The sequence below is a fragment of the Clostridium sp. 001 genome (assembly GCF_019056555.1).
Classification (GTDB): domain Bacteria; phylum Bacillota; class Clostridia; order Clostridiales; family Clostridiaceae; genus Clostridium_B; species Clostridium_B ragsdalei.
The window spans coordinates 2103603-2118296 of the sequence record NZ_CP020473.1 but is presented as its reverse complement, the minus strand read 5'-3'; the positions used below and the strand labels follow the sequence as shown (position 1 = coordinate 2118296).

14 protein-coding genes and 1 riboswitch are annotated in these 14694 nt (G+C 32.1%); of the genes, 13 read left to right on the top strand and 1 reads right to left on the bottom strand.

Annotated elements, in window-relative coordinates; translation table 11 throughout:
* The first annotated feature begins 40 nt into the window (after positions 1 to 40).
* From citD to B5S50_RS09655, 10 genes are all read left to right on the top strand, one after another.
* Positions 41 to 304 (top strand): citrate lyase acyl carrier protein, encoded by a 264-nt coding sequence (gene citD / locus B5S50_RS09700; protein ID WP_013240647.1) that lies wholly within the window; start codon positions 41 to 43, stop codon positions 302 to 304.
* A 13-nt stretch (positions 305 to 317) separates the two neighbouring features.
* On the top strand, positions 318 to 1193 hold the full coding sequence (locus B5S50_RS09695; protein ID WP_065078521.1) for a CoA ester lyase: 876 nt from the start codon (positions 318 to 320) through the stop codon (positions 1191 to 1193).
* Between the two features lie 167 nt (positions 1194 to 1360).
* The gene (gene citF, locus B5S50_RS09690) at positions 1361 to 2902 is read left to right on the top strand and encodes a citrate lyase subunit alpha (protein WP_217303693.1); all 1542 of its coding nucleotides are present in this window, start codon (positions 1361 to 1363) and stop codon (positions 2900 to 2902) included.
* 33 nt (positions 2903 to 2935) lie between these two features.
* On the top strand, positions 2936 to 3976 hold the full coding sequence (gene citC, locus B5S50_RS09685) for a [citrate (pro-3S)-lyase] ligase (protein WP_065078519.1): 1041 nt from the start codon (positions 2936 to 2938) through the stop codon (positions 3974 to 3976).
* Positions 3977 to 3988: 12 nt separating this feature from the next.
* A complete protein-coding gene (locus tag B5S50_RS09680; RefSeq protein ID WP_065078518.1) occupies positions 3989 to 4681 on the top strand; it encodes a tetratricopeptide repeat protein in 693 nt (230 codons plus the stop codon).
* A 314-nt stretch (positions 4682 to 4995) separates the two neighbouring features.
* Complete coding sequence (ptsP, locus tag B5S50_RS09675) at positions 4996 to 6609, top strand: phosphoenolpyruvate--protein phosphotransferase (protein ID WP_217303692.1); 1614 nt, start codon at positions 4996 to 4998, stop codon at positions 6607 to 6609.
* Between the two features lie 195 nt (positions 6610 to 6804).
* Positions 6805 to 7563: a DUF4652 domain-containing protein gene (locus B5S50_RS09670; RefSeq protein WP_217303691.1), complete on the top strand. Its 759-nt coding sequence runs from the start codon at positions 6805 to 6807 to the stop codon at positions 7561 to 7563.
* Positions 7556 to 8788, top strand: coding sequence for a tetratricopeptide repeat protein (locus B5S50_RS09665; RefSeq protein WP_217303690.1), 1233 nt, complete (start codon positions 7556 to 7558; stop codon positions 8786 to 8788). The genes B5S50_RS09670 and B5S50_RS09665 overlap by 8 nt, the downstream gene beginning before the upstream one ends.
* Positions 8789 to 8899: 111 nt before the next feature.
* The gene (gene trxA, locus B5S50_RS09660; protein ID WP_217303689.1) at positions 8900 to 9217 is read left to right on the top strand and encodes a thioredoxin; all 318 of its coding nucleotides are present in this window, start codon (positions 8900 to 8902) and stop codon (positions 9215 to 9217) included.
* Between the two features lie 98 nt (positions 9218 to 9315).
* Entirely contained in the window at positions 9316 to 10173 is an 858-nt protein-coding gene (locus B5S50_RS09655; RefSeq protein ID WP_065078513.1) for an NAD(P)/FAD-dependent oxidoreductase, read from the top strand.
* 46 nt (positions 10174 to 10219) lie between these two features.
* Here B5S50_RS09655 and B5S50_RS09650 read toward each other — a convergent pair whose 3' ends face one another.
* Positions 10220 to 10744 (bottom strand): cell wall hydrolase, encoded by a 525-nt coding sequence (locus B5S50_RS09650; protein WP_065078512.1) that lies wholly within the window; start codon positions 10742 to 10744, stop codon positions 10220 to 10222.
* Between the two features lie 2 nt (positions 10745 to 10746).
* A riboswitch (cyclic di-AMP (ydaO/yuaA leader) is annotated at positions 10747 to 10874 on the bottom strand.
* A 134-nt stretch (positions 10875 to 11008) separates the two neighbouring features.
* On the opposite strand from B5S50_RS09650, the gene cdaA reads away from it, so the two are divergent.
* Genes cdaA through B5S50_RS09635 form a run of 3 tightly spaced genes read left to right on the top strand, consistent with a single transcriptional unit; the run spans position 11009 to position 14671 of the window.
* Positions 11009 to 11860 carry a diadenylate cyclase CdaA gene (gene cdaA / locus B5S50_RS09645; RefSeq protein ID WP_217303688.1) on the top strand — a complete coding sequence of 284 codons (852 nt, stop codon included), beginning with the start codon at positions 11009 to 11011 and terminating at the stop codon, positions 11858 to 11860.
* Positions 11827 to 13083: a YbbR-like domain-containing protein gene (locus B5S50_RS09640; protein WP_065078510.1), complete on the top strand. Its 1257-nt coding sequence runs from the start codon at positions 11827 to 11829 to the stop codon at positions 13081 to 13083. Before cdaA ends, B5S50_RS09640 begins: the two co-directional genes overlap by 34 nt.
* Entirely contained in the window at positions 13073 to 14671 is a 1599-nt protein-coding gene (locus B5S50_RS09635; RefSeq protein ID WP_217303687.1) for an NAD(P)/FAD-dependent oxidoreductase, read from the top strand. The genes B5S50_RS09640 and B5S50_RS09635 overlap by 11 nt, the downstream gene beginning before the upstream one ends.
* Positions 14672 to 14694 lie beyond the last annotated feature (23 nt).

Below are 14694 nucleotides of genomic sequence, written 5' to 3'. Positions count from 1 at the left end.
ATTATGCAGGGTAATCCATATTTTAAGGAGGTAGCATTTTATGAAAATAAATAAACCAGCAAAGGCAGGTACTCTTGAGTCAAATGATATACTCATCATGGTAATGCCAAATGATAAGGATGGTATAGAGCTTGAACTTGAGAGTGTAGTTATGAAACAATTTGGAAAACAAATAAAAAAGACCATATTAGATAAAGTAAATGAGCTGGGAGTAAAAAGTGCAGTGATAAAAGCTCAGGATAAGGGAGCACTGGACTATACTATTAAAGCAAGAGTTGAAACAGCTTTGAGAAGAGCGTTATAGAGAGGTGATTGTAATGAAAAAATTGAGAAGAACAATGCTTTTTATGCCAGGAAACAATCCAGGTATGCTTCAAAATGCACCTATACTTGGAGCAGATTCTGTCATACTTGACTTGGAAGATGCAGTAAGTCTTACAGAAAAAGATAGTGCAAGATTGCTTGTAAAAGAAGCCATTTGCAATGTAGATTATTCTAAGGTAGAACTTGTAGTCAGGGTAAATCCTCTGGATACAGAATATGGGCCAAAGGACATAGATACTATAGCTAGAGTTAAACCTGATTCACTAATGATTCCGAAGGCAACTGAGAAACAATTAGAAGAAATAGATAAAATACTAACAGGTATAGAGAAAGAAGAATCATTTGAAAAAGGTTCAATAAAGTTAATACCTATAGTTGAAACTGCCTATGGACTTGAAAATGTATATAACATAATAAACTCATCAAAAAGAGTGGTAGCTGTACTCTTAGGAGCAGAAGATTTGACTTCTGATTTTGGAATAAAGAGAACAAAGGAAGGTCAGGAAATATTCTATGCAAGAAACAGGGTTTCTACAGCTTGTAGGGCAGCTAGGGTAGATGCTATAGACACACCATTTACAGATACAAATGATTATGAAGGATTGAAAAAAGATACAACAACAGCGAAAAAGTTAGGATTTACAGGAAAAGCAGCTATAAATCCAAGACAAATTGACAGCATACACGAAGTATTTGCACCTGCAAAAGAAGAAATAGACCATGCTGTTAGAGTACTAAAAGCAAGAGATGAAGCACAACAAAAAGGACTAGGGGTATTTTCATTAGATGGGAAAATGGTAGATGCTCCAGTAATAAGCAGGGCAGTAACTACTGTAGAACTAGCAAAATTACTTGGATTTATCCGATGACTACCTGCTCTAATACTCCCGCTTTTCCAAGAGGGAGTAAAGAGCAGCTATGTCCCTGGATAACGATTTCTAAGCATCAGGTGGAGTTAAAACTCCATCTGATGCAAAGAACTCTGTTTATTTGATTGGGATAAATTAAGAATAATAAGTAGAAATGAGGGATTACAGTGAAAAATTCAATCGGAAGAGAAGTTCCTGATTACATAGAAGGTTATGGAAAGGTAAAGCCTTTTGAAGGTGCCTTTGCAAACTATGGAATAAGAGAAAAGGCAGGAGTAAAAATAAAAAGTGTAAAACCTGGAGAAAATAAAGTATTAAATAGTATAGATGAAGTACTGGACAAAATAACATTAAAAGATGGGATGACTGTGTCATTTCACCATCACTTGAGAAATGGAGATTTTGTACTTAACAATGTAATATATGCACTTGCCAAAAGAGGAATAAAGGATATAACTGTAGCAGCAAGTAGTATATTTCCAATACATGAACCGCTGGTAGAGCATATGAAAAATGGAGTAGTTACCCAGATTATAGCGGATTATATATCAGGACCAGTAGCAGAAGCAATATCAAAGGGATATTCAAAGAAACCTTCAATCATGATGACCCATGGTGGAAGACCAAGGGCAATTGAAAGCGGTGATCTTCATATAGATGTGGCATTTATTGGTGCCCCTACAGCAGATACCTATGGAAATGTAAATGGAGTATATGGTAAATCTGCTTGTGGATCTCTCGGATATGCAATAGCAGATGCACAGTATGCAGATACAGTTGTGGCAGTTACAGATAACTTAGTACCTTATCCTGCATGCCCAATAGAAATAAGTCAGGAATATGTAGATTATGTAGTAAAAATGGATTCCATAGGAAATCCTGAAGGAATAGTATCAGGAACTACCAGGATAACAAAAGATCCTGTAGGACTTAAAATAGCAAAGATGGCTTCAAAGGTAATAGAAGCATCAGGACTTGTAAAAGAAGGAATGTCTTTTCAGACAGGAGCAGGAGGAACTTCTCTTGCAGTAGCTATGGAATTAAAAGATATAATGAAGAAAAAAGAAGTTACAGGCAGTTTTGCAGCAGGAGGAATAACAGGATATATAGTTGATATGCTTCAAGAAGGATTGTTTAGAAACATTTTTGATGTACAGTGTTTTGACTTAAAAGCAGTGGAATCTTATAGAGACAATCCAAAACACCAGACAATGTCAGGTTCTATGTATGGCAACCCACATAACAGAGGATCAGTAGTAAATAATCTAGATGTGATGATACTAGGAGCTACAGAAATAGATACAGATTTTAATGTAAATGTAACAACAGGATCAGATGGTATGATAATGGGAGGCTCAGGTGGACACAGTGATACTGCAGCAGGAGCAAAGCTTGCCATAGTTGTTACAAGTCTTATAAAGGGTAGACTGCCAATAATAAAGGACAAGGTAACTACAGTAACCACACCAGGAGAAAGCATAGATGTAGTTGTAACAGATAGAGGAATAGCAGTAAATCCAAAAAGAGAAGATTTAATAGAAAAATTAAAGAAAGCTAATTTACCAGTTATGACTATAGAAGAATTAAAGGAAACAGCTGAGAAGATGACAGGAAAACCAGAAGCTATAAAGACTTCTGATGAAATAGTAGCAGTAGTTGAGTATAGAGATGGAACTGTAATTGATGTAGTTAGAAAAGTTATATCTTAATTTTACAAAAAGATGGGAAGGAAGGATGAAGTTATGTACGGTTTATCCCTTGAAAGTATAGATTTGAGTTCGGAGCAGGAAAAAAATGAGGTAATTTGTTTTTTACAAAAATTTGATTTAATACTGGACAAAGATGTAGACTACACTGTAGTACTTAGAGACAATAATAGAAATATAAAGGCAACTTGCTCTAAGGCAGGAAACATATTCAAGTGTTTTGCAGTGTCAGAAGACATGAGAGGGGAAAACTTAACTTCATCACTTATATCCCATTTAATTGACAAGAGTTTTAATGAGGGAATATTTCATAATTTTATATTTACAAAACCAGATAGAATTAATGTGTTTACTTCTTTGAACTTTAAACTTTTATATAGGGCAGAAAAAGCTGCCCTTTTAGAGTATGGTATATACAATATAGATAAATTTTTAGATAGTATAGATAAAAAATATTCTATAGACAATAATATAGAAAGTACTGCTTTAGTGATGAATTGCAACCCTTTTACAAAAGGACACAGGTATTTGATAGAAGAAGCTGCTAAAAGCTGTAATCAGGTTTTATTATTTTTGGTGGAGGAGGATAGATCTGACTTCCCATTTTCTGATAGATATACTATGGTAAAAACAGGAACACAAGATTTAAAAAATGTTAAAGTAATTCCAGCAGGAGAATACATTATATCTCAAGCTACATTCCCAAATTATTTTATAAAAAAAGCAGATGAAAGATTACAGGCTTATGAAGAAATAGATAGCGGCATATTTGGGAAGTATATTTGTAAGAGGTTTAATATAAAAAAAAGATTTGTAGGAAAGGAACCTTATTGTGATGTTACTAGCACTTACAATGAAACTTTGAAAAAAATTATGCCTACCTATAATGTAAAGGTTGTAGAAATTGAAAGAGAAAAGTATAATGGAGAATATATAAGTGCTTCCAAGGTAAGGAAGCTTTTATGTGAAGGTAGAATGGATGTAATAGAGAAAATTGTTCCAGAATCTACCTGGCAATTTTTAAATTCTGATAGAGGAAGAGACATTATCAAGAATAAACTTCATAAGGCTTTTTAGGGGGATAAATAGATGGCTTTTAAAAATAGAAAAAGAATAGGTTCCAGATTATTCGGAAAATTTTCTTTAAAGACTAAAGTGATAATATTTTGTGTTCTTTGCATATTTTCCATAGCCCTTATAGGAAAAGACATCTATATGAATAAAAAAAATGAAAACGTTATACAAAAATCTAATAATATAACAGAAAATTCAGTTATAAAACCTGTAGATGAAAAAAAAGATGAAGAGAAAAAGTATGATGAAGCACAAAAGCTTTTTAGCAATAAAAAGTATTCTGATACTATTGCAAAAGCAGATGAAATTATAAATGAGGATAAGGAATTTTACAAAGCCTATAATATAAAGGGTATAGCATTATGTTACAGTAATAACTATGAAGAAGGTATGAAAAATATAGATAAGGCACTTGAAATCAACTCTAATTTTGGATACGCTAGGTTCAATAAAGCCCTGGCTTATGAACTTTATGGAAAATACGATGATGCACTTAATTGGTATGATAAGGATTTGGAGATAGAAAAGTATATTTGGAGTTATTATGGAAAGGCTAGCATATATGGCAGACGGGGAGACGTTGAAAATACAGTTAAATTTTTAAAAATAGCTGTAGATATGTCACCAGATATTAAGTCTATTGCTAGAGAAGAGAAGGATTTTGATCCTGTAAAAGGTTCAAGTCAATTTCAGGATTTAATTAAATAGATACTATTTATGCATAACTTAGACAGTTATTTTCCAAATTGTAATATTTTATTCGATGACTACCTGCTCTAATACTCCCACTTCTCCAAGTGTGAGTAAAGAGCAGCTACGTCCCTGGATAACGAGTTCTAGTCATCAGGTGGAGTCCAAAACTCCATCTGATGCCAAGAACTCTGTTTATATTGAAATGGTTAATTTATGGTACATATATTTAAAAATTTTTAAATATGAGATATAATTATGTAAAAAATAAATATTTATAGCAACATTTATATATAACTTTGTATAAATATACAATTTTAGGAGGAAAATAAATGAAAAAAGGTATATCTGCTTCTAAAGGTTATGCAATAGGAAAAGTAGTTGTAAAAAGGAAAACTGAAATAAGTATAGAAAGAAAGCATATAGATGATGTAATACAAGAAAAAGAAAGATTTCAAAAATCCCTTGAATTATCAAAAAGTCAATTAGAGAAAATTAAGGCAAAAGCTGAAAAAGAAGTGGGAAAAGATAAGGCAGAAGTATTTGAAAGTCATATCATGCTTTTAGATGATGTAGAATTTGCAGGTGCAGTAACAGTAAAGATAGTAAATGAGCATGTGAATGCAGAGAGTGCACTTTATGATATAGTAGATTTGTATATGAAAACCTTTCAGGCTATGGAAGATGAGTATATGAGAGAACGTGGAGCAGATATAAAAGATGTAGGTAGTAGAATACTTGCAAATCTTACAGGAAACAACTCCTCTATAATTGACATGGAAAACAATACGGTAGTTGTAGCTCATGACTTAACTCCTTCAGATACAGCACAGCTGGATAAGAGTAAAGTAATAGCCTTTGTTACAGATATTGGAGGAAGAACTTCTCATAGTGCAATTATGGCCAGAACTCTTGAGATACCAGCAGTAGTTGGACTAAACGATATAACAGATTCAGTTAAAGATGGAGATCTTATTATAGTAGATGGAGTAAAAGGTGAAGTTATAATAAACCCAGATAAAGATACTTTAGATACTTATAAGATAAAAAAAGAAAATTATAATAAAGAAAAAGAAAAACTTAAAGCTTTAATAGATGTAGAAGTATTTACGAAATATGGAAAGAAAGTAGAAGTTTTTGGAAACATAGGTAAGCCAGAAGACGTAGATCAGGTGCTAAAAAATGGCGGTGAGGGTATAGGACTTTTTAGGACTGAGTTTTTATATATGGATAGGGAAAGTATGCCTGGAGAAGAGGAACAATTTAATGCTTATAAAACTGTAGTGGAGAAAATGGGTAAAAGGCCTGTAATTATAAGAACATTAGATATAGGAGGAGATAAAAAGCTTTCCTATTTACCGGTACCTGAGGAAATGAATCCTTTCTTAGGGTATAGAGCTATAAGGCTTTGTTTGGACAGAACGGATATATTTAAAGTTCAGCTAAGAGCTCTTTTGAGGGCATCTGTTTTTGGAAATTTAAGAATAATGTTTCCAATGATAAGTTCTTTGGAAGAATTTCTAAAGGCTAAGGAAATATTAAAAGAGTGTATGGATGAACTTGCTAAAGAGGGAAAGAGTTTTAATAAAGATTTACAAACAGGAATAATGGTAGAAATACCCGCAGCGGCAGTAAATTCAGATGAACTTGCAAAGTATGTGGACTTTTTCAGTATTGGAACTAATGATTTAATACAATATACCTTAGCGGCAGATAGGATGAATGAAAAAGTAGCTTATCTCTACAATCCAATGCATCCAGCAGTTTTGAAACTTATAAAGATGACCATAGAGGCTGCACATAAACAGGGAAAAATATGTGGAATGTGCGGAGAAATGGCTGGAGATGAAAATGCCGTTGAAACTTTAGTAGAATACGGATTAGATGAATTCTCCATGAGTGCTTCCTCTATATTAAAGGCAAAAGAACTTATAATGAAAAAGTAATATTAAAAACTACTGGTAGAATAGCATACCAGTAGTTTTTAGCATAGAATTATTATGGTATAATTTAATTAAATATTAAGGCAGTATGATAAAAAATAAGCTAGCATACTGACTGGTTAATTGTTTAAAAATGTCTAAGACTGCATAGCCCGAAAAATAACAATATAATCTTATACAAGGAGGAATATATTATACATGAAAAATAATAGATTGAATTTTATAATGTGTTCATTATTAGTTATTTTTACTTTAGGACTTACAGCCTGTTTTGACAGCAAAGGCAATTCTACTTCCACTCAAAGAAGCGGTAGTACTAATAGTAAAAAAATAGATTCAAGCAATGTATCTAATAATAAAGAAACTCAAAACCCAAAGGAGGAAATGAAGACTTCTTCTCCTGCTGTTAAAAATTCAAGTGAAATAAAATTTATAAAGCAAGAAATGGATAATAATTCTACAGTTAGTTTTAATACTACCTGGAAAAGTAACAAAAATGGAAGCTATAATGCTTGTATAGAAGGAAAAGGCAGTGAGGCTTTAGAAGAGGGTACAGGGAAAATAATCATAAAAGGTCCTCAGAAAGTTTATAGTTTTAAAATTGAAAACAACGCTAAATTATCTCCGAAATACTTGGAATGGGCTGATGATAAAAATTTATTGGTGGTTATAGGATATTCAAATGGATCCATTTCAAAAGGTGGAGATCTTTATATGCTAAATGTAGATACGGGGGATAATGAAATCTTAATAAAGATGCCAAGTAAAAAACAACAGATAATGTCTGCAGAGAAAAATGGAGATATTGTAAATTTAAAAGTCAATGTATATGACGATGATGTATATAATAAATGTCATGTAGAAAATTGGACTATAAATTCTTTTAGCACAAATTTAAATAATAAGATGGAAGTTAAAAATTCTAATGGGAAAGTGGTATATACGATAAATGGATAAGTCTCAGAAAATATACAATAAGGCTCTAAAAAAATATAATGATGGGTATATAGATAAAGCAATAGAACTTTGTGAAGAAAGTATATCTTTAAATATAAAAAATAGGGCATCTATTAATCTTAAGGGACTTTTATTTTATCTTAAAGGCGATTTAGATAAAGCTCAAAAACTTTGGAAGATGAATCATCAAGTTAATGGAGATGGGGTTTCAGAAAAATATCTCGATTCTTTAAAGGAAGATGATGTTCGATTCAGTTTGTATGTAAAGGCTTTAAGGTTAATTAGAGAATTAAAAATAAATGAAGCACTTGAGTTACTTGAACAATGTGCTGAAAGTGATTTTAATTATATTAAAGTAAATAATTATAGTGCCCTTTGTTATATAAAAAAGGGAGAGTACAAAAGCGCATTGGAAAAATTAAACAATGTATTAAGAGTTGATATAAACAATGATGAAGCTAAAAAGACCATGAAGCTGCTTGAAGATTTAAATGTAGTAAAGAAAAAGTTCCCACTTAAAAAGGTAGCTTGTATTTCAGTAAGTGTAATATGTTCGGTAGTTTTAATTGCATTAATTTTTAATGGTGTCAAAAATAGAAATTTGCTTAATAAAAATTCTGCAAAAGTAAAAACTTCTACTATTAAAAATAGTGGACAAAAGGCTTCAGGTGTAAGCAATAAGGCTAAACCAAAATCTGAAACTACTAAAGAAGTTTTTCCGCAGGAAAAATTTAAAGGTTATGTACAAAATAAAGATTATGATTCTATATACATAGAGGTTAAAAAGTGGAAAGATAAACAATTAAGTACTGATAAAGGGGCACTTCTTTCAGAAGGTACCAATCTCTTAAAAGAAGACGGATCTGCCTATTTTTATAAATTGGGAACCAATTATTTAAATAGCAAAGATTATAATAATGCCAAAGCTTATCTCACAAAAGCTTATGAGTTTGGAAGTGAAAATTATCTTTATGCTCATATAGTATATATGCTTGCTACAACTTTAGATTCCTCAGGAGATACAAAAAATGCTATAAATTATTATATCCAATATGATAAAAGCTTTTCTGATGGAGATTATGAAGAAACTGTACTGTACAGACTTGCCATTATATATAAAGATACGAATAAGTCACAAGCAAAAAAATATGCTCAAAAATTGGTAGATAAATATCCTAATTCAATTTACAATAATTCTATAATAAGTAATTTGATAAATGGCTAAAATTTTTATTTTTTCATTAAATTTATAGACTAAAAACGTTGACCTAGTAGATAATATATTATAAAATATAATTAAAGACAATACCCCTACGGGGTATAAGGAGGGCAAATAATGGTAGAGGAAATAAAAGATCAAAATTTTTCGCAATCAATTGAAAATGCACCTACTCCTGTAGTTGTAGATTTCTGGGCTTCATGGTGTGGACCATGTAAAATGCTTTCTCCTGTAATAGAAGAAGTTTCAGATGAGTTGTCGGGAAAAGCAAAATTCTTTAAGTTAAATGTAGATGAGAATCCTGTTACAGCAGCGCAATTTAAAATTGCAAGTATTCCAACTGTAATGGTATTTAAAAACGGAAATATGGTAGATAAATTTGTTGGATTCAGACCAAAAGATGCAATAAAAGATGCTTTGGAAAAACATATATAGTTTAAACTCTGTTTACGTGTTAAAATGGCAAATTGACAATTTAGTTAATTTGTCATTTTAACTATGGAATTAGAAAACAAAAACTGGAGGTGGTAGTTATGAGTAATAGATATGATATTGCTATAGTAGGCAGTGGTCCTGCGGGACTGTCAGCAGCAATTAATGCGAAAATAAGAAATAAGAACATAATTATTTTTGGAAGCAGCGAGCTCAGTGGTAAATTGATAAAAGCACCTAAAATAGATAATTACCTAGGGCTTCCTGATATAACAGGAATACAGTTAAAAGATAGATTTCAGCACCATGTGGCAAACATGGGGATAGATATAACTTATGAAAGAATAAATACTATATATGCTATGGGACAATATTTTGGTATTGCTGTAAATGAAAAAATGTATGAAGCAAGTGCAGTCATATTGGCAACTGGCATTGAATATACAAAAGCATTAAAAGGAGAAGAAGAATTCCTAGGCAGGGGAGTTGGATATTGTGCTACCTGTGATGCCCCTCTTTATAGAGGGAAGATCGTTACTATAATAGGATATAATAAAGAAGCTGAAGCAGAAGCCAATTATGTAAATGAACTGGCTAAAAAAACATACTATATACCAATGTATAGAGAAAGCTTAAATTTAAATGAAAATGTAGAAATAGTAAGAGATAAGGTAGTGGAGATATCTGGAGGAAATAAAGTAGAAAAGGTAATTTTGAAAAGCAAGGAAATAGTTACAGATGGAGTATTTGTTTTAAAGGATAGTATAGCGCCAGATAAATTGGTACCAGGACTTATTATGGAAAATGGACACATAAAAGTAGATATGAATATGAAGACAAATATTGAAGGTTGTTTTGCAGCAGGAGATTGTGTGGGGAAACCTTATCAGTATATGAAAGCCGCAGGACAGGGACAGGTAGCAGCACTAAATGCTGTCTTTTACATTGATAAAAATTAATTAAAAAAGCCCCCTCATCTTTTAAAAAAAGATAAGGGGAGCTTTTTCAATTAGCTACAAAAAATACATGATGCCCTATAGTTCTCATATTTCTTTTATCTATGTTTTTCATCCATTGAGATGTGGCTATTTGGGGATTATAAAAGAAAATAGATTTACCTGAAGGATCTATACCCTTTAGAGCCTGAGAAACTGCACTATAACTGCTTTCATTTGGAGATGCATTTATAGTACCATTTTTGACACAGGAAAAAGCACCCCTTTGTTTTATAACACCTTCTACTGTCTTTGGAAACTCAGGGTATTTTAATCGGTTTAGTATTACGGAAGCTACTGCTACCTGGCCTTCAAAGGGTTCTGAATTGCTTTCAGCATAAACAACTTTGGCCATTAAATCAACATCATTTTGAGTTATATATATCTTTTGATCAGAGTAATTAAACACTTGCACGACTTCTTCTTGACCATTAAATAAATTGGAACTGGTACTGTCGAAATTCTTTGCAGTTACTTTAGAAAAAGGAATAAGTAACAGCAAAGAAAAAAGTATTAAACAAAAAATTTTTTTCAATCTAATCCTCTCCTTATTACCGACGGGGTTAGCTGACGGGTTCGGTAAAGGCATAACCTACGTAAATACGATTCACCCCAATGTTACTGGTTTCCCCGCGTTTTTAGTAAAACTTAGGCTAATGATATTGTACCCATATAAAAAAATAAAATACGATAAAAATGTATTTTATTAAAATTTTATAAAATAATCTATTACGTGATATAAACAATATCAAATAGTGTATAATTTAAATATATATTTATTGACAGGGTGGTGAGATGGGTGGAATTATTGCAAATGACAGCTAATTCAATAAGAAATATAAGTATATCTTCCGTTATGGATATATTAGTAGTATCATATATACTCTATAAAGGATACATGCTTATAAAAGAAACTAGAGCTGAACAGCTTTTAAAGGGAATTGTACTCATAATATTTCTTATACCAATAAGCAGCTTTTTTAATTTAACTATGCTCAATTGGATACTTACCAAGACCTTGACCATAGGCGTCCTTTCTATTGTTATTATATTTCAGCCGGAAATTCGTCGGGCACTGGAACAGTTAGGAAGAACCGCTTTTAATGATAAACATATTTTAGAGGACGAAGAGACTATGGAAAAGGTTATAACAGAAATTGCAAATTCAGTAGGTAATTTATCTGAAAGCAAAACAGGGGCACTTATTGTAATAGAACAAGTTACTGGGCTTGGAGATATAATAAATACTGGTACTAAGATAGATGCTTTGGTATCATCTGCACTTCTAGAAAATATATTTGTAGTAAATACTCCACTGCATGACGGTGCAACTGTAATAAGAAATAATAGAATAGTTTCAGCAGGGTGTTTTTTGCCGCTTACTAGTAATAACGATTTAAACAAAAAGTTAGGCACGAGACATAGGGCTGCAATTGGTATATCAGAGAATTCTGATGCACTTATCATAGTGGTTTCAGAAGAGACTGGTACTATTTCTCTTGCCATGAATGGAAGGATTACAAGGAATTATACAAAGGATAGGTTGAAAAAAGTTCTTATAAATATAATGAAAAATAGATTTCAGAAAAAGAGTACATGGAGAGAGAGGGTGATTGGGTGGAAAGAAAAAATAAAAGGGACCAAATCCTAGTAAAAATATGCTGCGTAATAGCGTCATTTATTTTATGGTTGTACATATTCAACGTAGAAGATCCTATGAGGGAAAGAAAGATTGTGGTACCTGTTACTATAGTGAATAAAGATGCACTTGCTCAATCAAAACTTGTACAAATAGATAATCAATCCGCTAATATATCTCTTTTAATAAAGGGTAATGCTTCCAATGTATACTCAGTAAAACCATCAGATTTTAAATTACAATCAGATTTAAATGCTTATGTTATGAAAAAAGGGGAAAATAATATACCTGTAGAAGTAAAGAAAAGCCCTGATAACATAAGTATATTAAATAATGAAAATTTGTGGATAAAGGTACAACTTGATGAATTAAAACTGAAAAGCGTGCCTGTAAGAATAGGAGTAGTAGGTAAACCAAAAGAAGGATATTATGCACTAGATCCTGTCTTAAATACAGACAAGGTGGAAATAAGTGGAGCAGCAGATGCGGTAAATAGTGTAAAGTATGCTGCAGCCACATGTGACGTGAAATATGCTGGAAGTGATATAAATACATCTGTTAAGCTTCAGGCTCAGGACTCATTTGGAAATGTGGTAAAGGATGTTACAATAAATCCATCTCCTATTAAAGTTACTGTACCCATAGGAAAAGTAAAGACTGTACCTGTAAACGTAAAAATTCAAGGAAATACAGGAAATGGATCAGTTCCTAATTCAATAGTAAGTAATCCAGATAAAGTAGATGTGTCAGGGGATGAAAATGTAATAAAGAACATAAGTAGTTTAGATACAGAGCCAGTTGATTTAAGTAAAATTGGTAGTTCAGGTAGTATAGAAGTTAAGCTAGTAGTACCTAAAGGGGTAAAATTAGTTAATAACTCAGGAAAGGTAGAATTAAATGTAAATATAAATAATGAGGCTGCGGCTTCTTCCGATAAAAGTGGCCAAAAGACAATGAATCTTAATATACAGGTTAGAAATTTAAATGCTGGGTATACGGCTAACTTAGGCAGTAACAGTGTATCTGCAGTATTTAATGGACCTACTAATAATATAAATAGTCTAAATGGAAATAATATAAGTTGTTTTGTGGATGCAAGTTCTCTATCAGAAGGAACTCATACGGTAAATGTAGTTGTATCTATGCCTCAGGGAGTGTCTTTAGTATCACAAGACCCACAAAAAATTAGCATAGAAATTAAGAAAAAAACGTCGGAGGGACAAAATGGCAATTAGAATAAATAATTTAAGCATAAACATAGATGAAAGTATAAATGAATTAAAAAATAAAGCTGCAAAAAAGCTTAAAATAAGTGAGAAGGATATTAAGAAGTTTAAAATACTTCGAGAATCTCTGGATGCCAGAAGAAAAAACAATATAAGGTTTAACTACTCTGTTGAATTAAGCTGTGATGGAGAAAGAAAAATTGTATCAAAAATTAGAGATGGGAATATAAAGATAGAAGAAAAGGTAGTAGAAAAAAGGTTAGTTTTAGGTACAAAAAAGATGAAATATCGACCTATAGTTGTTGGCATGGGACCTGCAGGTATGTTTGCAGGTCTCTTGCTGGCAGAAAATGGTTATAGACCAATAATAATAGAACGGGGACAAAAAGTTGAAGATAGAACAAAAACTGTAGATGAATTCTGGAAAAGTGGAAAGTTAAATTTAGAGTCCAATATACAGTTTGGAGAAGGTGGGGCAGGGACATTTTCAGATGGAAAATTAACTACTAGGATAAAAGATGAGAGATGCCAATTTATATTGAAAGCTTTTGTAAAGTATGGAGCTCCAGAAGAGATTATTTATAATGGAAAGCCCCATTTGGGAACGGATAATTTAAAAACAATTGTAAAAAATATAAGAAATAGAATACTTGAATTGGGCGGAGATATACTATTTGATAGTAAATTGGATAATTTAATAATAGAGCATAAAAAATTAAAGGCAGTATTAGTAAATGGAAATGAGATAGGCTGTGACAATTTAATATTAGCTATAGGGCATAGTGCAAGAGACACCTATGAAATGATATTAAAAAAAGATGTTGTAGTAGAACCTAAGGCGTTTGCTATAGGAGTTAGAGTAGAACATTCCCAGCATATGATAAATGTAAATCAATATGGGAAATTTGCAGACCATCCTAAATTAAGAGCTGCAGATTATAGGCTAGCTTATAATAGTAAAGAGGGAAGAGGAGTCTACAGTTTTTGCATGTGCCCCGGAGGGGAAGTAATTGCGGCAGCTTCAGAGGAAAATAGGCTTGTGACAAATGGAATGAGTTACTATAAAAGAGATTTTGAAAATGCAAATTCTGCAGTAGTTGTAACTGTAGGAGAAAAGGATTTTGAAGGAAATTCCCCTCTAAAAGGAATGGAATTTCAGAGGCATTATGAGAACCTGGCCTATAAGTTAGGAGGAGGCAATTATGCTGCTCCAGTACAGTTAATTAAAGACTTTTTAAATGACACGGTTTCAAATAAAGTTGGAGAAGTAAAACCTACTTACAAACCTGGATATGAATTTAGAGATCTTAGAAAGTGTTTGCCATCTGCTGTTTCATCTGCATTAAAAGAAGGGTTTATTGATTTTGAAAAAAAGATAAAAGGATTTTCTGAAAGCGATGGTGTAATGACAGCCATTGAAAGTAGAACTTCATCTCCAATAAGAATGATGCGAAACAGTAATTTTGAGAGTGTATCTTTAGAAGGATTATATCCTTGTGGAGAGGGTGCAGGCTTTGCAGGAGGAATAATATCAGCGGCAGTAGATGGATTAAAAACAGCAGAGAGTATAATACAAAAATATAGTCCACTTTTGTAAATATAATTAACTCAGCTACTCGT

Bases quoted from the DNA above. Each gene is read 5' to 3' on its own strand.
- citD (WP_013240647.1), top strand. From the start codon at position 41: ATGAAAATAAATAAACCAGCAAAGGCAGGTACTCTTGAGTCAAATGAT.
- B5S50_RS09695 (WP_065078521.1), top strand. From the start codon at position 318: ATGAAAAAATTGAGAAGAACAATGCTTTTTATGCCAGGAAACAATCCA.
- citC (WP_065078519.1), top strand. From the start codon at position 2,936: ATGTACGGTTTATCCCTTGAAAGTATAGATTTGAGTTCGGAGCAGGAA.
- B5S50_RS09680 (WP_065078518.1), top strand. From the start codon at position 3,989: ATGGCTTTTAAAAATAGAAAAAGAATAGGTTCCAGATTATTCGGAAAA.
- ptsP (WP_217303692.1), top strand. From the start codon at position 4,996: ATGAAAAAAGGTATATCTGCTTCTAAAGGTTATGCAATAGGAAAAGTA.
- B5S50_RS09670 (WP_217303691.1), top strand. From the start codon at position 6,805: ATGAAAAATAATAGATTGAATTTTATAATGTGTTCATTATTAGTTATT.
- B5S50_RS09665 (WP_217303690.1), top strand. From the start codon at position 7,556: ATGGATAAGTCTCAGAAAATATACAATAAGGCTCTAAAAAAATATAAT.
- trxA (WP_217303689.1), top strand. From the start codon at position 8,900: ATGGTAGAGGAAATAAAAGATCAAAATTTTTCGCAATCAATTGAAAAT.
- B5S50_RS09655 (WP_065078513.1), top strand. From the start codon at position 9,316: ATGAGTAATAGATATGATATTGCTATAGTAGGCAGTGGTCCTGCGGGA.
- B5S50_RS09635 (WP_217303687.1), top strand. From the start codon at position 13,073: ATGGCAATTAGAATAAATAATTTAAGCATAAACATAGATGAAAGTATA.